Here is a 17880-nt window from a genome sequence, read left to right as displayed (position 1 = left end):
GGAAGATGAGGTTCCTTAAAGAAAGTGACCCGGTTATTTTCAAGGCCGTACTGGGGGAGACCAGGAGGCAGAACGACGGCATAGAGCTCATAGCCAGCGAGAATTTCGCCAGCCGCGCGGTAATGGACGCTGTTTCATGCTCGATGACCAATAAATACGCCGAGGGTTATCCCCATGCCAGGTACTACGGAGGATGCGAGTTCGTTGACCAGGCGGAGGATATCGCCATAGAAAGGGCGAAGGAGCTCTTCGGCGCCGAACATGTTAACGTCCAGCCACATTCGGGATCACAGGCCAACATGGCCGTGTATTTCGCGATGGTGGGCATGGGAGAGAAGGTAATGGCCATGGACCTGGCCTGCGGGGGTCATCTCACGCACGGCCACTTCAAGAACTTTTCAGGTAAGTATTATGACATGGTCTTTTACGGCGTTGACAAAAAGACGGAAAAGCTTGATTTCGACGAGATCAGCAGGAAAGCCAGGGAACACAGGCCGAAAATGATAATCGCCGGGGCTTCGGCTTATCCGAGGACGATAGATTTCAACAAGTTCCGTCAGATATGCGACGAGGTGGATGCGATGCTGATGGTTGACATGGCGCACATAGCCGGCCTGGTGGCAGCGGGCATGCATCCCAACCCCGTTCCGGTCTCGGAGTTCGTTACTACCACGACGCACAAGACTCTTAGGGGTCCCCGCTCGGGAATGATAATGTGCAGGAAAGAGTACGCCAAGAAGATCAATTCTGAGGTCTTCCCGGGCATACAGGGCGGGCCTCTGATGCACGTTATAGCCGGTAAAGCGGTGGCATTCAAGGAAGCTCTCCAGCCCGGCTTCAGGAAATATCAGGAACAGGTCGTTAACAACGCCTCGAAGCTTTCAGAAGAGCTTATATCAAGAGGATACCGGGTAGTGTCCGGGGGAACGGACAACCACCTCATGCTGGTGGACCTCTCCAACAAGGCAATTACCGGTAAAGAGGCCGAGGCCTGCCTGGACATGGCGGGGATAACGGTCAACAAGAACCTTATACCGTTCGATGAAAAGAGCCCGTTCGTTACAAGCGGCATAAGGATAGGCACTCCGGCGGTCACGACCAGGGGTATGCAGGAATCTGCCATGATAAGGGTCGCCGAGTTCATAGATTCGGCTATAAGTTCCTGCGGTAACGAAAAAGAGCTATCTTTCATTCGCGGAGAGGTCAAGGAATTCTTGAGGGACTTTCCGCTTTATCAGGGATGGATAGAAGAAATGGAAAGCCTAGAAGGGAAATAACATGGAGCGCGAGAGGGGAAAGAACATCGTAAAAACAAAAAGGCCTTCATGGGACGAGTATTTCATGAGCATCGCTCATCTTGTAGCTACCCGGAGCACCTGCCTGCGCCGCAAGGTGGGCGCGGTTGTGGTCAAGAACAAACAGGTGCTGGCCACCGGATATAACGGGGCCCCCACGGGGATAATCCACTGTGATGAAGTGGGGTGTCTCAGGGAACAGCTCAAAGTGCCTTCCGGGGAAAGGCATGAACTCTGCCGGGCGCTTCACGCCGAGCAGAACGCCTTTCTTCAGGCCGCCAGACACGGCGTGAGCCTCGCGGGCGCTACGCTTTACGTCACCACCCAGCCGTGCAGTATATGCGCGAAAATGATAATAAACGTCGGGATAAGCAAGCTTATAATAGAAGGGGACTATCCGGATGAAGCGGCACTTACGTTCCTGAACGAGGCAGGTATCAAAATGGAGGTAAAGAAAAGATGAGGTGCCCTTACTGCAATAATATCGAGGACAAGGTCATTGATTCCCGCATGAGCGGGGAGGGCCTGAGCATAAGAAGAAGAAGAGAATGCCTTAACTGCGGCAAGAGGTTCACTACCTATGAGTACGTGGAAAGGGCCCAGCTTATGGTCGTTAAACGGGACGGTACGCGCAAGAAGTTCGACAGGGAAAAGATCAAGAGCGGTATAATGAAGGCCTGTGAAAAACGTCCCGTGAGCATGGAAAAGATTGACCAGATAGTCGATTCCATAGAGCGCAACATACAGAAAAAAGCCGATAAGGAGGTTAAGTCCACCGATATCGGCAACAGGGTCATGGAAGCGCTCTATCAGCTTGATGAGGTGGCTTATGTAAGGTTCGCTTCCGTCTACAGGAGGTTCAAGGATATCTCGCATTTCAAGGAGGAGCTGGAAAAATTCCTTGAATGACGGATTCTTTAATGTCCGAAAAAAGAAAAGCCGGGGATCGATCCCCGGCTTTTCTTATCAAGTGGTGGGCGCTCAGAGCTGGTCCAACTGTTCGTAAAGCCTGGTCTTGCGTCGCTCTTTTTTGAACCAGTCGTCCATGGCCTGCATCTGTTTGGTCGTCCGCAGTTCCCGTCTGAGCTGCTTCTTTTCCTTCTCGAAAGTTTTCTCGTCCGCGGGGATGACCTTCTCCACGCGTCCGAGGAAGATGCCTTTTTTGACCGTTACCGGCTGCATCACTTTTCCTTCAGGGGTCTCAAGCGCGATCGCGACTATTTTCTTCGCCGGGCCTATGTTCTCGATGTAATCGTTTATCGCGATATCGCCTGTGGTCCTGACCTCGGTGTTCATGGCCTTGGCTTCTTCGGTCAGGGTCGCTTCTCCCGATGCGAGTTCCAGATAGAGCCTGTCTGCGACGTTTTCCGCCGCCTGTATCTTTTTTTCGTCAACAAGCTGCTGCCGTATTTTCCCGCGGACCTCTTCGAACTTCATCGGCCGGGGCGGGATCTGATCGGTTTTCCGCAGTATGTACCCGGCACCTTTATCCGGCGAGGAGAAAACGGGAGTGCTTATCTCGCCTTCTTTCAGGGAAAAGGCCATTTCGCTGAAACCCGTGAAAAAAACTACCCCCGGAACGACCTCCTCTCTCGAGAAAGGAGGCGTCTTGCCGTATTCAAGGCCGTATTTTCCCGCGACACGGCGAAGGCCCTCCGGGTCCCTTGCAAGTTCCTCATAGACCTTTTCTATCTTGCGCATGGCCGAATCCCTTTCAGAGGTATCCTCGTAAGGGAATTCAATGTATTCGACTACCGTCTTCGCCGGTTCAAGGAAGTTGCCTTTGTTCTCCTGGTAGCTTGAGAGGATCTCTTCTTCTGTGACGGTGACATCTTCCCCGAAAGAATCCTTGTCCAGGAAGATATAGGATAATCTTACCTTGTCGTTACGTTTTTTGTAGACCCGCAGAAGTTCGTCCTCGGAAACCGTGACATCCTGGAGCAGGTCCTGGCGCAAAGCCTGTATCCTGAGGTTCTGGCGGACCAGCTCTTCGAACTGGCGGGGGTCCATCGAAAGGTTGTTCTTCAGCACGTAAGCGTATATGTTCTTGTCAAAGACGCCTTTTCTCTGGAAGAGAGGATGGCGCGTTATGAAGGCAAGGAGCTGGTCATTGGTTATTTTTATGTCTTTCTCGCGCGCCTCATTAAGGAGCATGAGTCTCTCCCAGGCCATGAAGTTCATCAGGGGCCTGTTCTGCAGTATGTTGCCCAGAGCTTCCATGTCCCCGAAATACGAGAAAAGGATCTGCACCTTTATCCCCTGGCGGCTTTTAGCGAATTCCTCGAGGGAGATCTTTCTGCCTTCTATCTTGCCCACGGGCCCCGGTCTTTTGGAGAGGTTGCCCACACCCCAGAGGACGAAGGCCGGGATTATGAGGATGAGCAGCCCGATAAGGACCCTTTTCGCGAATTTTCTGCTTCTGAGTATCTGCATTACCATGGTAAACCGGCTCCTTGTTTTGGTGGTTAACATGTCATGGGAACATATATTATAAGGGAAATCAGGAAATAAAAAAAGTAAATTATAGAAGCGTGTTTTGCGCGTTGACTACCCAGTTGCGCTGTGTTAAACTGGCCTCAGGGTGAGCAATGGACCATACCGAAGACTTGATAAGATACGGCAGGTTATGCCATGAGCACGGCCTTGTAATAGGCGCCGGAGGAAATATCAGCTGTCGTGAAGGTGAACACCTCTTCATCAAGAAAAAAGGCGCCGACATGTCTCGCGCCTCGGGGTCTGATTACGTTAGGGTGCCGTTTACCGAACTGGAGGCATATCTCCGGGAGGGCGGAAAAAACAAAGAAGCTTTTCCCGGGCTCAGTTCGGAAGTGCCGCTTCACGCGGCCTGTTACAGCCAGAGCGGGGATACCGGCGCCGTCGTGCATGTCCACCCTCCCTACACCATAGCGGTGGCGGGTAAAATGAGCTCTTTGCAGGATATCTCCTACGAATTCGAATGTATTCTCGGCGGAGAAGTGCCCGTTATAGGCTACCTTGAGCCCGGTTCGCTTGAACTGGCCAGGGCGGTGGCCGGTGAGCTGGCAAAAGGGGCCGGGGCGGTAATGCTCAGAAAGCACGGAGCCATTGCGGTGGGGGCTTGCCTGGAGGAAGCATTTCTCCGGGTGCTGGCCCTTGAGAGGGCTTCCATAACCTACCTCAACAGTTAGCCATTAGATACCCCGCCAAGGCGATCCGCGGCAGGATACCGAATATATAATTGACACGATATATACCATATATTATAATAACTCGCTACTATATGAAATGTTCCGCTTGCGGCTAAACATATGCGGGGTTTGATCTTGCGTTAAAACAAGCGCTAAGAGGGGGGTATTTTTTTTTAAAGAGCAATTCTTGGAGAGGTAGATAATGGCTGAAAAGAAACTGAAACTCGGTATTCCCAAGGGAAGCCTTCAGGAGACAACGTTGAGGCTTTTCGAAAAAGCGGGATACAAGATAAAGGTCTCCACCAGATCTTATTTCCCCAGTATAGACGACGATGAGATCGAAGTGGTGCTTTTCCGCGCGCAGGAGATGTCGCGTTACGTGGAGGACGGGATAATCGATTGCGGGATAACCGGGAACGACTGGATCGAAGAGAATTCTTCCAGCGTGGAGAGGGTCGCTGAACTCGTTTACGCCAAGGCAAGCATGAGACCTGTCAGATGGGTTCTGGCCGTACCGAACTCTTCCGACATCGCCGGGGTGAAGGACCTGCAAGGCAGGAAAGTGGCAACCGAACTTGTCAGCGTAACCGAGAAATACCTCAATGAGAACGGTGTAAGCGCCGAAGTCGAGTTCAGCTGGGGCGCTACCGAGGTCAAATGCAAGATGGGCATAGATGCCATAGTCGAGGTTACCGAGACCGGTTCAAGCCTGCGCGCGAACGACCTCAAGATAATAGATACTGTCTGCGAATCGACCACCCAGTTCATCGCCAACCGCAAGGCCTGGCAGGATAGCTGGAAAAAAGAGAAAATGGGACGGATCGCCATGCTGCTCGAGGGGGCCATACTCGCCGAAGGCAAGGTAGGTCTCAAGATGAACGCAAAAAAAGAATCAGTGGACAAGATAATCGCCATACTTCCGGCGATAAACACGCCGACGGTCTCCCAGCTTTTTGACAAGGACTGGGTGGACATAGATACGGTGATAGATGAAGAAGAGGTCAAAAGACTTATCCCTGACCTGAGGAATGCGGGAGCTACCGGGATAATCGAATACCCGCTCAACAAGGTGATATACTGAACCATTAGATCATAGATGGAGGTGAAAAGAGAATATGCCCTGCGGCAGAAAAAGAAAGCTTAAAAAAGTAAAGCGGCACAAGAGAAAAAAGAGGATGAGAAGGGACAGGCATAAAAAGAGGAAGGTATGACGTCCATACGGTTGTTCGTCCTTACCCTTATATATATATCTTTTATCGCTATTTCCGTACTTTTGACGGGAGAAGACGCACACGGTGCTGCGGTTGAAGCGCCCGTGGACGAATCCCGTTCCGCCGATCCCGAGATACAGGAACTTTCCGGCGCCCTGGCCCATTATATAATGGGGGCGATATACGACAATTACGGTGATCTGGAGACGGCTGTCGGAGAATACGGCCAGGCGCTCCGGAGCAAGGGTGACGTAAGCGATATTTATCTTAAACTCGGCTCGAACTATCTGCTCCTTGGAAAACTTGAACAGGCTGTCAGTAACCTGGAAAAGGCCATTGAGATGGCCCCGGAAGAGGTCAAGGCGTACATGCTCATGGCGATAATATATACCGCCAGAGGTGAATATGACGCCGCCGAAGAGCAGTACATGCGCGCTCTCAAATACGACCCGGAGAACCTGAAGGTCCTCACCTTTCTTTCGGACCTTTACATAGTTCAGCAGAAGCTCGAGAAAGCTGCCGGGGTCTATGAGAAGATACTCCAGATAAAACAGGATGATGCTTTTATTTATTTCAACCTGGGTATCATCTACAGCAAGCTCAGTCTTCTGGAAAAGGCGGAGGAGAACCTTAAAAAGGCCATAGAGGTCGACCAGAACTATCTTGAGGCTCAGATGGTGCTCGGTTTTGTCTATGAGATCGAGGGGAAGTATTCAGAGGCCATCGAGCAGTACAAGAAGGTAACCAGCATAGATTCGCTGAACAGGGAAGCATACGCCCGCCTCAGCCAGCTTTATTACAGGATGGGCCAGACAGAGAAAGCCGTAGAGCAGAACCGGGTGCTCATGCGAATAGATATCTATTCGCCGGAGCCGTACCTGCGCAATTTCAGTATTTATCTGGCGGAAAAGAAATTCGGCAAAGCCGAGGGGGTCCTGAGGGAGGCTCTGAGGAACGGTATTTCCGATCCGGTGATCTACGCCAGTCTGGGCTATCTTGCCACCGAACAGGGCGAGTACCGCAAGGCGGTGGATTACTACGAGGTGGCGGCGGAGAAGGACCCGGCCAATTACAGTTACAAGTTCTACCTGGCTGTAGCCCTGGACCGTTCGGGCGACACCAAGGAAGCTGAGCGCCTTCTGGAGAGAAGCATAGCCGAAGGGGCGGACCTTCCGGAGATATATAATTACCTCGGGTACATGTACGCCGAGAAGGGAAAGCGGCTTGACCGCGCGATAGCCCTCATTGAAAAGGCTATCAGCAAGGACCCGGAGAACGGCGCTTACCTTGACAGCCTTGGATGGGCCTATTATAAGAAGGACGAGCTGGGCAAGGCCCTCGAGAAGCTGCAGCAGGCCGCGCACTATCTTCCGGAGGACCCGGTCATAAGGAATCATCTCGGTGAAGTGTATTACAGGTTGGGAGAGTGGGAAAAGGCCCTGGTCCAGTGGAAGCTTTCGTACGAACTGTACCCGGCAGACCTCAAGCTTTTGAACAAGATAAGGGCGCTTGAAAGAAAAATAGAAAGAGGCAAGTAAACAGAGAGGAAAAAAAGTAGATGGAAAGGATCGAAGATACCAGAGAGCTCCAGAAAAAGGCCATTGATATCAGGCGCGACGTGCTCATAATGCTCGAGAAAGCCGGAAGCGGACACACGGGGGGGTCATTGTCCATAGTCGAGATACTGGTCTATCTGTATTACTGCAGGATGAACATTGACCCTAAACGACCGAAGAACAGGGACCGGGACAAGTTCGTTCTTTCAAAGGGGCATGGATGCCCGGCCCTTTACGCTGTCCTCGCCGACCGGGGATTTTTCCCGAAGCAGGAACTTGCGACCCTCAGGCAGATAGGTTCCCGGCTTCAGGGCCACCCGCAGTTCGGTCTGCCGGGTCTTGAGATATCGAGCGGCTCTCTGGGGCAGGGGCTTTCAGTGGCCATGGGGATAGCGCTCGGTGACAGGATGGACGGCATAGACGCCAAGGTATACTGCCTCATGGGTGACGGCGAGACCAACGAGGGTCAGGTCTGGGAGGCCGCGATGACGGCGGCGCACTACAAGCTTGATAACCTGTGCGGCATAGTCGATTACAACAAGCTTCAGATCGACGGTCTCTGCTGCGAGGTCAAGGACATGGTCGAGTACAGGAATAAATGGGAGCATTTCGGGTGGTATACCGTGGAGATAGACGGGCATGATTTCGGTCAGCTGCAAAAGGCGTTCGAGGAAGTCTCCCAGGTGAAAGGTAAGCCCCAGCTTGTGATCGCCCACACTGTGAAGGGTAAAGGAGTATCCTTCATAGAGAACAAGGTCGCATGGCACGGTATCGCGCCCAAACCGGAAGAACTGGAAAAAGCACTTGCCGAACTGAACGAAGCGGAAAAAGCACTTTCTTGACAGATCAATACCGGTATTTCGCTTAAGCTTTGAGGGAGGAATATGTTAAACAGAAAACTGATAATGCTGATCAGGCAGCACAAGGTCAAGATAATCCTTGCCGCTGTAGTGATCATTCTTGTAATACTTTCGATAATCGGCCTGATGTCGCTGGAGTCGTTCTACAGGAAGATGACCCTGGCGACCATGCCGGTGCAGTTCATCATGGCCGGCATACACGCGGGTATCTTCGTGTTCATGTATCTCACGTTCATGAGGGGCGGGTTCGCCAAGCTCGACAAGGCTCCGATAAAAGGCCGTGACGTTTCCATCAAGTGGAATGACGTTATAGGCATGCAGGACGCCAAGCAGGAGGCTTCCGAGGTGGTCCAGCTTATCAAGGACCGAGCGAGCGTCCAGAAAATGGGCGGCAGCGTCGTGAAGGGACTGCTTATGCTGGGACCCCCGGGATGCGGTAAGACCTATCTGGCCAAGGCTATAGCCACTGAAGCCGACATGCCTTTTATTTCCATGTCAGGAAGTGAGTTTGTCGAGGTCTTTGTGGGGGTCGGCGCTTCCCGTGTCCGGAAGCTTTTCAAGAAGGCGAGGGACCTCGCCTTCGGTTACGGGGGCTGCATAATATTCATAGACGAGATCGATGCCATCGGCCGGTCCAGGACCTTCAGCTTCATGGGCGGACAGGAGACCAACAGCACGCTTAACCAGGTCCTGGCCGAAATGGATGGCCTTAAGGGCAAGGAAGAGAACATCGTCGTGATAGGCGCGACCAACGCCATGGAAGGTCATCTCGACCAGGCGCTTTTGCGTCCGGGGAGGTTCGACAGGAAGATAATGATAACCAAGCCCTCCCAGGACGACAGGGAAGACCTTTTCAAGTTCTACCTGAACAAGGTGAGGGCCGAGGAGGACCTCGACCTGGGGCGTCTGGCGCGCCGCGCGGTGGGTAAAAGCCCCGCCGACATAGCCAATATCGTCAAGGAGTCGGCCCTTATAGCCACCAGGAACAAGAAGACCGAGATCGGCCTCAAGGAGATAAGCGAAGCTTTCGAGCGCGTGGATCTGGGAATAAAGTACAGGCTTACCGTGACTCCCAAGGAGAAGGAGATGACCGCCTACCATGAATCCGGCCACCTTCTGACGACGTTCTTCAAGGCCCCGTCCAAAAGCATCTTCAAGGCGAGCATTATACCGCGCAAGGGCGCGCTGGGAGTCGTCTGGTCCCCGGAAAAGGAAGAGCTTCATTCCAGGAGCCGCGAACACCTTATGTCCGAGATCATGACCTCGATAGGCGGTTATGTAGCCGAAAAGATCAAGTACGGTACGACGACCAGCGGCGTGAGCAGTGATTTCCAGAAAGCCATGGGTATAGCTCACAGCATGGTGTGGAACCTGGGGATGGGTGAAACGGGTCTCATAGGCGATTTTACGGTCATTCCTAAAGAGCAGCTTTCCGAGGACTTAAGGCTCAAGCTCAACAAGGATACTCAGTCAATAATGAAGTCCTGCCTGAAACAGGTACAAGACATACTTACCGAAAAAAAGGAGATCCTGGACAGGTTCGCCAAGGAGCTCCTTGAAAGGGAAGAGCTGGAGTACGATGAGATCATAGCCATACTTGAAGAGTATGGCTACAAGGAAGGACAGGTAGGCACCGAAGAAGGGACGTGGGGACCCGATGACAAAGGCAACCTTTAAAAAGGCTCTTATTCCGGCATCGGCGGTGTTCGTTCTGGCGGCGTTTTTAGTGGCGGTACCGGCCTGCACACCCACTTATCCGAAAGAAAAACTGCCCCAGGCGGTCAAATCCGTCTGCAAGCAGGAGTACGACATGGACGTGGACGTTACCCTCAAGGGCTCCACCATGGGTATATACTATCCCATGAAGGGTCTTCTTGACGCGGGCATGGGGATAAGCGAGGATGCCTGGGACAACATAAGCAATCTCATCCTCATCGCTTCCAGAGTCGTTCTCAGTACCGACGCGGACGTCAAATTCTATTGCGTTATAACCCAGGACGTGCGCCTGCCGGAACTGCAGGTCGTCATAATCAAGTACGTGGAGGACGTAAAGCGCGGCATGGTAAGGAATATCTCAAGGAGCGAATCGTTCAAGAGGACACTTTTCAGTATAAATCTTACCCCCCAGGCCAAAAAGGAAAGGTCCATAGAGAAGGTCTTCAACAAGCTGGGCGTGGGAGAGGATACGCGTCAGAAGGTTCTTGAGGAGTTCTTCAGGAGCCCGCCCACCAGGCTGAGCGACATAGGTTACTGGCGGGATAATTTTTACCTGAAGGATATAACTCTTGAGGAGTTTCTGGCCAGCCAGATAGCGAACAGGATCAAGATAGATTTCAGGCAGGATGAGAAACTGGCGGAACTATTCAGCTTCAAGGCTTCCGAAGGCCTTTACGTGGCCGGGGAGCAGAGACGGTCCTTTCTTGTCAAGTTCAAGATCGCCGACCAGACCCCCGGTGACAGGATCATGAACCCCCGCGTCAAGAAGATCGAGGAGATATTGAAAATAGCCAACAGGGTCTTCTACGGCTACAAGTTCCAGGATTTCGACACTCTTGTGCTGGAAGACCAGTTGGAGAACGCCAATCTCAGCATAAGCGAGGAAGATATATACAACCTTAACAGAAAGAGGGTTCCTATAGAAGAACTGGTGAACGCACCCGCGGGATATTTCAACGCCGTTAATTAACACAGAATACCAGAAAGGGAAAGATCCATGGCAGAAGAGAAAGTGAAAAGAGAGGCTACCAGGGACGGTTTCGGTAAGGCTTTAATGGACCTGGCGGAGAAGAACAAGGACATTGTCGTGTTGTCTGCGGACTTGACAGAATCCTGCAGGGCTCACTGGTTCAGGGACAAGTATCCTGAAAGGTTCGTAAGTCATGGTGTCGCCGAACAGGACATGATAAGTGCCGCCGCGGGTCTTGCCCTTTCGGGCAAAGTGCCTTTCGCCTGTACGTTCGGCGCTTTCGCGAGCGGAAGGGCCTGGGACCAGGTGAGGGTATCGGTAGCTTACATGAACCTTAACGTGAACATTGCAGGAAGCCACGGAGGTATATCCGTTGGAGGGGACGGGGCGACACACCAGGCTCTGGAAGAGATAGCCCTTATGCGGATCATACCCAACATGACGGTGGTCGTACCCGCCGATTCGGAAGAAGCCTATCAGGCGACGGTACAGGCGGTTGATGTGCCCGGGCCGGTATATATCAGACTGGGCAGGGAGAAAGTACCCTTCCTGGAAAAGACAGTACCCTTCAAAATAGGCGAAGCGCCTGTTCTCACGGAGGGAGATGATATCACCATCGTAGCCTGCGGGCACATGGTGTTCAAGGCCCTGGAAGCGGCTTACCGCCTTAGGAACAAGAACATCCAGGCGAGGGTCATCAACCTTCATACGCCCAACCCAATAGACAGGGGAACCCTGGTCAAGGCGGCCCACGAGACCGGAGCGGTGCTTACCGTTGAAGAACATACCGTATACGGGGGTATGGGCAGCGCCGTGGCCGAGGTCCTCGTCGAGGAATGCCCGGTATTGATGAAAATGATGGGCATAAAAGGGGTTTTCGGTGTCAGCGGAGAACCCGCGAAGCTTTTCGAGCTTTTCGGCCTTACCGAGGACGATATAGAGCGGGAAGCGGAAGCTTTGATCGCGAGGAAGCGGTAACTTGCCGCGCCAGGAACGGACATCATGGAGATAGCTGCACCTGCCAAGATAAACCTTTATCTGAGAGTTATAAAAAAACTCGAAGACGGATATCACCAGATAGAGACCATTTTCGAGAGGATATCCATACTTGACCGGGTGAAGGCAGAGCTTTCCTCTTCCGGGACATCGATCAGCTGCAGTGATGAAAATATACCCACGGGTGAGGAAAGCCTTCTGGGCAGGACCGTAAGATCTTTCCGGCAGAGGGCTTCCCTTCAGGAAGATTTTCGTGTGCATATCGAGAAGAATATTCCCGTAAGTGCAGGCATGGGCGGGGGTTCCAGTGATGCCGCTGCCGTTCTTATTCTTCTCAACCAGCTGGCGGGCGCTCCCCTTGGCGCGCTGGAACTTGCTGAAATAGGCGCGTCTCTCGGGGCGGATATCCCTTTCTTTTTATCGGGATACAGCTATGCAAGAGGGACCGGACGCGGGGACGTGATCGAAAAGGTGGAGGATGACCGGCAGTTATGGCATGTCGTGGTGACCCCGCCGTTCGGTGTATCCACAAAGGAGGTATACGGCAAGATACCCGCTTTTACCTTGACAAAAAATAGGCTCGTTGATAAAATGTTCACCGCTTTTTTAAGAAGTAATAATATAAAAGGAATCCCGGAAAATTTTCGTAACGATTTACAGGATATAGTATTACGGGAATTTCCTTCATTAAAAAGGGTGTTTACGGCATTACGGTCCGCGGGCGCCAGAGGGGTGCTTTTGTCCGGAAGCGGACCTACTGTTTTTGGTATATTTGACCGGGAAAAGGCGGATGATGCCGCCCGGTATATCCGGGGAGAGTTCCCGGAAGATAAATGGCGGATCCAAACCGCCCGAACGTATTAAATGCGCGGCATTATACGGGGGGAGAGACGCGCCCACAGAAAGGAGCAATAAAAATGAAAATCACGGAAGTCAGGATCTTTCCAACGGAAAGCAAGGATGGAAAGCTTAAAGCTTTTGCTACAATGACCTTTGACGACTGGTTCGTGGTCCGCAACGTCAAAGTCATACAGGGTAACAACGGGCTTTTCGTTGCCATGCCTTCCAGGAAGGCCATGGACGCTTGCCCCAAGTGTAATTTCAAGAACGTAAGGGGATCGAATTACTGCAACCAGTGCGGAACGAAACTTTCACAGCCGGCAGAGGCCGATTTTCAAGCAGGCAAGATCTCCGGGGGTCATATGGATATCGCGCACCCAATAACGCAGGAGTGCCGGGTATATATACAGGACAGCATCCTTACGGCGTATAAACAGGAAAAGGGAAAGCAGGGAGACGATAGCGCTTCTTACGGGACAGTTTCTGATGATGAGATCGGTATGAGCTCCGGTAACGTTCCGGGCCAGACGGGTTCTTCGGAGCAGGCTCAGGTCGCCGATGTCGATGATGCGAAGGACATAGAACTCTGATAGTCGTTTGGTTGTTTTTTGGGATGAGCAGCAGTTGGCGGATAGTGTAATGGTAGCACCGCAGCTTTTGGAGCTGCTTGTCAAGGTTCGAATCCTTGTCCGCCAGCCAGCTTAAGAGAGCGCCGCTTCAGCGAATACGATCCTGTCGCGGCCCGGGAACGGAGAAATGGAAAAAGTTACAGCGGTGATCCTTGCTGCGGGTCTGGGGACCAGGATGAAGTCGAAAGTCCCCAAGGTCCTGCACCGACTCGGCAACCGGACGATACTTGCCAGGGTCATCGACCGGCTGGAGAAGGCCGGAGTAAAAGATGTGGTCGCCGTGGTCGGGCACGGCGCGGATCAGGTGAAGGAAGAGTTCCGCGGCCGCATCAGGTTCGCTGAGCAGAAGGAACTGTTGGGAAGCGCTGACGCGGTTAAATGCGCTCTTAAAGTAGCCGGAGACGGGGACGGGGACCTTTTGGTGACCTGTGGGGACACGCCTCTTATAGAGAGCGAGACCTACAGAAAGATCTTTGATGAGAAACGGAAAAGAAAAGCCGCCTGCGGGCTTCTTACCTGCAGGATGCCCGAACCGGCCTCCTACGGCAGGATCGTCAGGGGCAGCGGGGGTAACGTTATCCGGATAGTCGAAGAAAAAGACGCTTCGGATGATGAGAAGAGGATTGACGAGATAAACGTCGGGACCTATTGTTTTTCCAGGCGCAAGATCGCCGACCATATCGGAACGATAGGAATGAACCCCAAGAAAAAGGAGTTCTATCTTACCGATATCGTTGAGATACTCGCTGAAAGCGGCGAGGAGGTGATCTCTGTCAGCTGCCCCGCCGAGGAAGCTATCGGGATAAATACCAGGAAAGACCTGGCGGAGGCGTACATGGTGGCTAACAGCAGAAAGATCCAGGAACTTATGGACTCGGGAGTGACGGTGGTGGACCCGGCGAACACTTATGTCGATGAGAGCGCCGAAGTCGGACCGGATACCGTTATTTTCCCCAACACGGTCATCGAGAACGACGTTAAGATAGCAGGTGATTGCCGAATAGGGCCTTTTGCCAGACTGCGTCCGGGAACCAGCATCAGAGAGCACGCTGAAATAGGCAATTTCGTTGAACTCTGCCGGACAGAAGTGGGAAGGAACACCAAAGTCAAACACCACACGTATCTGGGAGATACGGTGGTCGGGGAGAACGCGAACATCGGTGCCGGGACCATTACGGCGAATTACGACGGGAAGGACAAGTACCGTACGATCATAGAGGATGAGGCTTTTATAGGCGTGGGCGCGGTTTTAATAGCGCCGGTCACTATAGGTAAAGGGGCCAGGGTCGGCGCGGGCAGCGTAGTCACAAAGAACAGGGATGTCCCCGCCGGCGGAACGGTCGTGGGAGTTCCGGCCAGACCTTTCGAACCTAAAAGGAAAGGGTAAGATACATGGACAAGTTGACCATATTCAGCGGTAACAGTAACAGGGCTCTTGCCGAGAACATATGTGAAACCCTCGGGGTGCCCCTGGGAGAATGCGACGTTACAAGGTTCAGCGACGGCGAGGTGCGCGCCAAGATCCAGCAGAACGTAAGGGGCAAGGACGTTTTCGTGATACAGTCCACATCGCATCCGGCAAACGAGAACCTCATGGAGCTTTTGATCATGATAGACGCCCTGAAAAGGTCCTCGGCGAAAAGGATAACCGCTGTATTGCCCTACTACGGTTACGCCCGGCAGGACAGAAAAGACCAGCCCAGGGTTCCGATAACCGCAAAGCTGGTGGCGAACCTGCTTACCCGGGCCGGGTCCAACAGGGTACTCACGATCGACCTGCACGCGGGACAGATACAGGGATTTTTCGATATCCCGCTGGATCATCTGTTCGCGGTGAACATATTCATAGATTATTTCAAGAGGATCAGCCTGGAGGATATCGCCATTGTATCCCCGGACGTGGGTGGCATAAAGATGGCCAGGGCCTATGCGAAAAGGTTCGGTGCGGGGCTGGCCATAGTCGACAAAAGGCGCATAAGCGACGTCAAGGCCGAGGCCGTGCATCTTTTGGGAGATGTCAAGGGCAAGAACGTGATTATAGTTGATGACATGGTCGCCACGGCCGGCAGCCTCACCGAGGCGGCATCGGCACTGAAAAAACACGGCGCGCGCGATATTTACGCGGCGATAACCCACCCGGTCCTTTGCGGGCCCGCGATCGAGAGGCTGGAGAACTCGCAGATCAAAGAGCTTGTGGTCACCGACACGATACCCCTTGATAAGCAGAAACAGAACGAGAAAATAGTACAGCTTTCGGTCGCGCCCCTATTGGGCGAGGCCATAAGGCGCATACACAATGAAGAGACGGTGAGCGCGCTCTTCGAATAAAGGTTAAAACAACAGGAAAAGGAGCACGATAAATGGAAAAGATAATACTTAAAGCGCAGATGAGGGACGGGCTGGGAAAGGCCGCCTGCAAGCATTTAAGGCGTGAAGGCCTGATCCCGGCAGTGGTCTACAAGGAGGGCAAGAAGGCTCTCAGCGTGAAGGTGGACGGTAACGACCTGTGGCATGCTCTGCACACCGATGCCGGCGAAAACGCCATTATTACAATGGATATATCCGGAGATAAAGCCAAGAAGAAGACGGTTATCGTGAAAGAGACCCAGCAGGATCCGATAAACGATAATTTCCTGCATGTGGATTTTCACGAGATATCCCTCAAGGAGGTCCTCAAGGTCAATGTGCCCGTTCACTTAAAGGGCGAAGCGCCGGGGGTTACCGAAGAAGAGGGTATACTCAGCCAGGTGCTCTGGGAAATGGAAGTGGAGTGCCTTCCCACGGACATACCCGAGAACATAGAAGTCCATGTAGGCGAACTCAATATCGGCGATGCGATATACCTGAAGGATATAACGCCTCCTCAGGGAGTTAAGATACTCGGTGAGCCCGAGGATGTCGTTGTGACGGTCAACCCGCCGATGGCCGAAGAGGAACTTGAAGAAGAAGAGGCCCTGGCCGAAGAAGGCGCCGAGGAGCCCGAGGTCATCAAGAAGGGTAAGAAGGAAGAGGAAGAAGCCGAGGAAGCCGAAGGCGCAGAGCCCGAAGAGAAGCCCTCCGAAGGCGAAGAATAGGTTTTTGCCGCCCGTTATCCGGCAATACCGGCAAAACGGGCCAGGATGCAATGAAAATAATCGCAGGACTAGGCAATCCGGGATTACGCTACAGGAACACCAGGCATAACGCCGGTTTCATGGTGGTGAAGACCCTGGCGAAACGACACCGGCTGCCCGTGCGCAAAAAAGGATTTGGCGGGGTTTACGGCACTGGCCGTATCAAGGGACGCCAGGTCATGCTCTTTGAGCCGTTAACGTTAATGAACCGCTCCGGCGAAGCGGTGAAATCGGTATGCTCCGCTCATCTTGAGGAGAAGGAAGACCTTCTTGTGTTGAGTGACGATGTCAATATACCCTTCGGGACAATTCGCATAAGAGGCAAGGGTTCCGCCGGAGGGCATAACGGGCTTCGGTCGGTAATAGAGCACATCGGCGCGGATTTCGCCAGGCTGAGGATAGGTATAGCCCCGGAGGAAGAAGTCGAGGATCTGGCTCAATATGTTCTGTCACCTTTTCCCCGAAAAAAAAGGCAGCAACTTGCCGAGCTTATCGAGAAGGCGGCCGATGCTGTGGAAACATGGGTGGAGAAGGACATAACTGAGACCATGAATAGGCATAACTCCCCTTCGTAGGTCGAGTTAGACAAATGGCATCTTTCCGGTCCCGTGAGACACCTAATAAAGATTGAAATTACTTAGTATATATGTTAGTATCTATCAACTCAAAATTAAAATGCAAGGAAATCCGGTGATAATCAATGGAAAACACTAGATCTTATTCGGGATTGTTCATAATCATCCCCGAAAAACAGGATTCTCTGGACGAAATGAAGCAGGTGATCAATTCCGTCATCACGGAGAACGCCGGCAATATCGTAAAAGAGAACATGATGGGCAAGAGAACCTTGGCCTATCCTATCAAGAAGAAAGAGGAAGGCATATATTACGAGGTAACATTCGATGCCGCTCCTGAATCCATCGCACAGATGATGAAACTGTTCAGGATAAATACCGATATCCTCAGGACGCTGATAGACAAGAACACTTAATTAAGCGGCGGGAAATAGAGCTTTTCCGCTAAAAAACCGGGAGCATTGGATATGGCTGCTAGCTTGAACAAGGTATTTCTTATGGGGAACCTTACAAGGGATCCCGAACTTCGTTACGTACCCAGCGGCACGGCTGTTGCGAACTTCACAGTGGCGGTAAACCGCCCTTACAAGGATAGTTCCGGAGAGAAGAAGGAGGATGTCTCCTTTATTCGCGTCGTGGTCTGGGGCAAGATGGCCGAGATATGCGGTGAATATCTCAGCAAAGGCAGGCCGGTCCTGGTGGAGGGCAGGCTCAAGTCCCGTTCATGGGAGGACCAGTCGGGGCAGAAGAGAAGCGCGCTGGATGTTGTCGCCGTGAACGTTCAGTTCCTGGGTTCCAGAAGCGGCGCCCAGAGAAATGAAGGCGCTCCCCAGCAGGCTGAAACCTCCGGAAGGCATGATAACAACATAGAATCGATAGACGTTGATGAACCGGGAGCCGACGAGGCTCCATTTTAAAGAACAGGTGAGATAAAGACATGGGTAAAAAGAGA

At 52.5% G+C, this 17880-nt stretch carries 19 protein-coding genes and 1 tRNA gene; 19 read left to right on the top strand and 1 reads right to left on the bottom strand.

All coding sequences use genetic code 11. The annotated features are described in order from the left end of the window. Positions 1-5 precede the first annotated feature (5 nt). Genes GF409_08455 through nrdR form a run of 3 tightly spaced genes read left to right on the top strand, consistent with a single transcriptional unit; the run spans position 6 to position 2204 of the window. Positions 6-1277: a serine hydroxymethyltransferase gene (locus GF409_08455; GenBank protein MBD3427234.1), complete on the top strand. Its 1272-nt coding sequence runs from the start codon at positions 6-8 to the stop codon at positions 1275-1277. 1 nt (position 1278) lies between these two features. Then, positions 1279-1758: a cytidine deaminase gene (locus GF409_08450; protein ID MBD3427233.1), complete on the top strand. Its 480-nt coding sequence runs from the start codon at positions 1279-1281 to the stop codon at positions 1756-1758. After that, entirely contained in the window at positions 1755-2204 is a 450-nt protein-coding gene (nrdR, locus tag GF409_08445; protein ID MBD3427232.1) for a transcriptional repressor NrdR, read from the top strand. Before GF409_08450 ends, nrdR begins: the two co-directional genes overlap by 4 nt. Positions 2205-2276: 72 nt before the next feature. Here nrdR and GF409_08440 read toward each other — a convergent pair whose 3' ends face one another. Continuing rightward, a complete protein-coding gene (locus GF409_08440; GenBank protein MBD3427231.1) occupies positions 2277-3767 on the bottom strand; it encodes a hypothetical protein in 1491 nt (496 codons plus the stop codon). 116 nt (positions 3768-3883) lie between these two features. On the opposite strand from GF409_08440, the gene GF409_08435 reads away from it, so the two are divergent. From GF409_08435 to ssb, 16 genes are all read left to right on the top strand, one after another. Continuing rightward, complete coding sequence (locus GF409_08435; GenBank protein ID MBD3427230.1) at positions 3884-4462, top strand: hypothetical protein; 579 nt, start codon at positions 3884-3886, stop codon at positions 4460-4462. Positions 4463-4664: 202 nt separating this feature from the next. Continuing rightward, positions 4665-5543, top strand: a complete 879-nt coding sequence (locus GF409_08430; protein MBD3427229.1) for an ATP phosphoribosyltransferase — start codon at positions 4665-4667, stop codon at positions 5541-5543. A 126-nt stretch (positions 5544-5669) separates the two neighbouring features. After that, positions 5670-7211: a tetratricopeptide repeat protein gene (locus tag GF409_08425; GenBank protein ID MBD3427228.1), complete on the top strand. Its 1542-nt coding sequence runs from the start codon at positions 5670-5672 to the stop codon at positions 7209-7211. A gap of 20 nt (positions 7212-7231) precedes the next feature. Continuing rightward, positions 7232-8071 carry a transketolase gene (locus GF409_08420; GenBank protein ID MBD3427227.1) on the top strand — a complete coding sequence of 280 codons (840 nt, stop codon included), beginning with the start codon at positions 7232-7234 and terminating at the stop codon, positions 8069-8071. Between the two features lie 42 nt (positions 8072-8113). Beyond that, the gene (locus tag GF409_08415) at positions 8114-9766 is read left to right on the top strand and encodes an AAA family ATPase (GenBank protein MBD3427226.1); all 1653 of its coding nucleotides are present in this window, start codon (positions 8114-8116) and stop codon (positions 9764-9766) included. Then, entirely contained in the window at positions 9747-10775 is a 1029-nt protein-coding gene (locus GF409_08410) for a hypothetical protein (protein ID MBD3427225.1), read from the top strand. Before GF409_08415 ends, GF409_08410 begins: the two co-directional genes overlap by 20 nt. A gap of 27 nt (positions 10776-10802) precedes the next feature. Next, positions 10803-11753 (top strand): transketolase family protein, encoded by a 951-nt coding sequence (locus GF409_08405; protein MBD3427224.1) that lies wholly within the window; start codon positions 10803-10805, stop codon positions 11751-11753. Positions 11754-11777: 24 nt separating this feature from the next. Next, entirely contained in the window at positions 11778-12635 is an 858-nt protein-coding gene (ispE, locus tag GF409_08400) for a 4-(cytidine 5'-diphospho)-2-C-methyl-D-erythritol kinase (protein ID MBD3427223.1), read from the top strand. After that, positions 12605-13201 carry a hypothetical protein gene (locus GF409_08395; protein ID MBD3427222.1) on the top strand — a complete coding sequence of 199 codons (597 nt, stop codon included), beginning with the start codon at positions 12605-12607 and terminating at the stop codon, positions 13199-13201. The genes ispE and GF409_08395 overlap by 31 nt, the downstream gene beginning before the upstream one ends. Before the next feature lie 35 nt (positions 13202-13236). Continuing rightward, positions 13237-13310: transfer RNA gene (locus tag GF409_08390), tRNA-Gln, on the top strand. Between the two features lie 57 nt (positions 13311-13367). Beyond that, positions 13368-14627 (top strand): NTP transferase domain-containing protein, encoded by a 1260-nt coding sequence (locus GF409_08385; protein MBD3427221.1) that lies wholly within the window; start codon positions 13368-13370, stop codon positions 14625-14627. A 5-nt stretch (positions 14628-14632) separates the two neighbouring features. Then, positions 14633-15568 carry a ribose-phosphate diphosphokinase gene (gene prs, locus GF409_08380; GenBank protein MBD3427220.1) on the top strand — a complete coding sequence of 312 codons (936 nt, stop codon included), beginning with the start codon at positions 14633-14635 and terminating at the stop codon, positions 15566-15568. 32 nt (positions 15569-15600) lie between these two features. After that, complete coding sequence (locus tag GF409_08375; GenBank protein ID MBD3427219.1) at positions 15601-16314, top strand: 50S ribosomal protein L25; 714 nt, start codon at positions 15601-15603, stop codon at positions 16312-16314. Positions 16315-16364: 50 nt separating this feature from the next. After that, positions 16365-16928: an aminoacyl-tRNA hydrolase gene (locus GF409_08370; protein ID MBD3427218.1), complete on the top strand. Its 564-nt coding sequence runs from the start codon at positions 16365-16367 to the stop codon at positions 16926-16928. A 125-nt stretch (positions 16929-17053) separates the two neighbouring features. Beyond that, positions 17054-17344 carry a 30S ribosomal protein S6 gene (gene rpsF / locus GF409_08365; protein MBD3427217.1) on the top strand — a complete coding sequence of 97 codons (291 nt, stop codon included), beginning with the start codon at positions 17054-17056 and terminating at the stop codon, positions 17342-17344. A 51-nt stretch (positions 17345-17395) separates the two neighbouring features. Further along, positions 17396-17845 carry a single-stranded DNA-binding protein gene (gene ssb, locus GF409_08360; protein MBD3427216.1) on the top strand — a complete coding sequence of 150 codons (450 nt, stop codon included), beginning with the start codon at positions 17396-17398 and terminating at the stop codon, positions 17843-17845. The last annotated feature ends 35 nt before the right edge of the window (positions 17846-17880 follow it).

Source organism: Candidatus Omnitrophota bacterium, from assembly GCA_014728045.1.
Lineage (GTDB): Bacteria > Omnitrophota > Gorgyraeia > Tantalellales > Tantalellaceae > WJMH01.
This window is presented reverse-complemented; position numbering and strand designations above follow the sequence as displayed.

Coding starts and splice junctions, on each gene's coding strand:
- GF409_08420 (MBD3427227.1), top strand. CDS start 7,232: ATGGAAAGGATCGAAGATACCAGAGAGCTCCAGAAAAAGGCCATTGAT.
- GF409_08375 (MBD3427219.1), top strand. CDS start 15,601: ATGGAAAAGATAATACTTAAAGCGCAGATGAGGGACGGGCTGGGAAAG.
- ssb (MBD3427216.1), top strand. CDS start 17,396: ATGGCTGCTAGCTTGAACAAGGTATTTCTTATGGGGAACCTTACAAGG.
- prs (MBD3427220.1), top strand. CDS start 14,633: ATGGACAAGTTGACCATATTCAGCGGTAACAGTAACAGGGCTCTTGCC.
- GF409_08435 (MBD3427230.1), top strand. CDS start 3,884: ATGGACCATACCGAAGACTTGATAAGATACGGCAGGTTATGCCATGAG.
- GF409_08430 (MBD3427229.1), top strand. CDS start 4,665: ATGGCTGAAAAGAAACTGAAACTCGGTATTCCCAAGGGAAGCCTTCAG.
- GF409_08450 (MBD3427233.1), top strand. CDS start 1,279: ATGGAGCGCGAGAGGGGAAAGAACATCGTAAAAACAAAAAGGCCTTCA.
- GF409_08370 (MBD3427218.1), top strand. CDS start 16,365: ATGAAAATAATCGCAGGACTAGGCAATCCGGGATTACGCTACAGGAAC.
- GF409_08385 (MBD3427221.1), top strand. CDS start 13,368: ATGGAAAAAGTTACAGCGGTGATCCTTGCTGCGGGTCTGGGGACCAGG.
- GF409_08395 (MBD3427222.1), top strand. CDS start 12,605: ATGGCGGATCCAAACCGCCCGAACGTATTAAATGCGCGGCATTATACG.
- GF409_08405 (MBD3427224.1), top strand. CDS start 10,803: ATGGCAGAAGAGAAAGTGAAAAGAGAGGCTACCAGGGACGGTTTCGGT.
- GF409_08410 (MBD3427225.1), top strand. CDS start 9,747: ATGACAAAGGCAACCTTTAAAAAGGCTCTTATTCCGGCATCGGCGGTG.
- ispE (MBD3427223.1), top strand. CDS start 11,778: ATGGAGATAGCTGCACCTGCCAAGATAAACCTTTATCTGAGAGTTATA.
- GF409_08440 (MBD3427231.1), bottom strand. CDS start 3,767: ATGTTAACCACCAAAACAAGGAGCCGGTTTACCATGGTAATGCAGATA.
- GF409_08425 (MBD3427228.1), top strand. CDS start 5,670: ATGACGTCCATACGGTTGTTCGTCCTTACCCTTATATATATATCTTTT.
- GF409_08415 (MBD3427226.1), top strand. CDS start 8,114: ATGTTAAACAGAAAACTGATAATGCTGATCAGGCAGCACAAGGTCAAG.
- nrdR (MBD3427232.1), top strand. CDS start 1,755: ATGAGGTGCCCTTACTGCAATAATATCGAGGACAAGGTCATTGATTCC.
- rpsF (MBD3427217.1), top strand. CDS start 17,054: ATGGAAAACACTAGATCTTATTCGGGATTGTTCATAATCATCCCCGAA.
- GF409_08455 (MBD3427234.1), top strand. CDS start 6: ATGAGGTTCCTTAAAGAAAGTGACCCGGTTATTTTCAAGGCCGTACTG.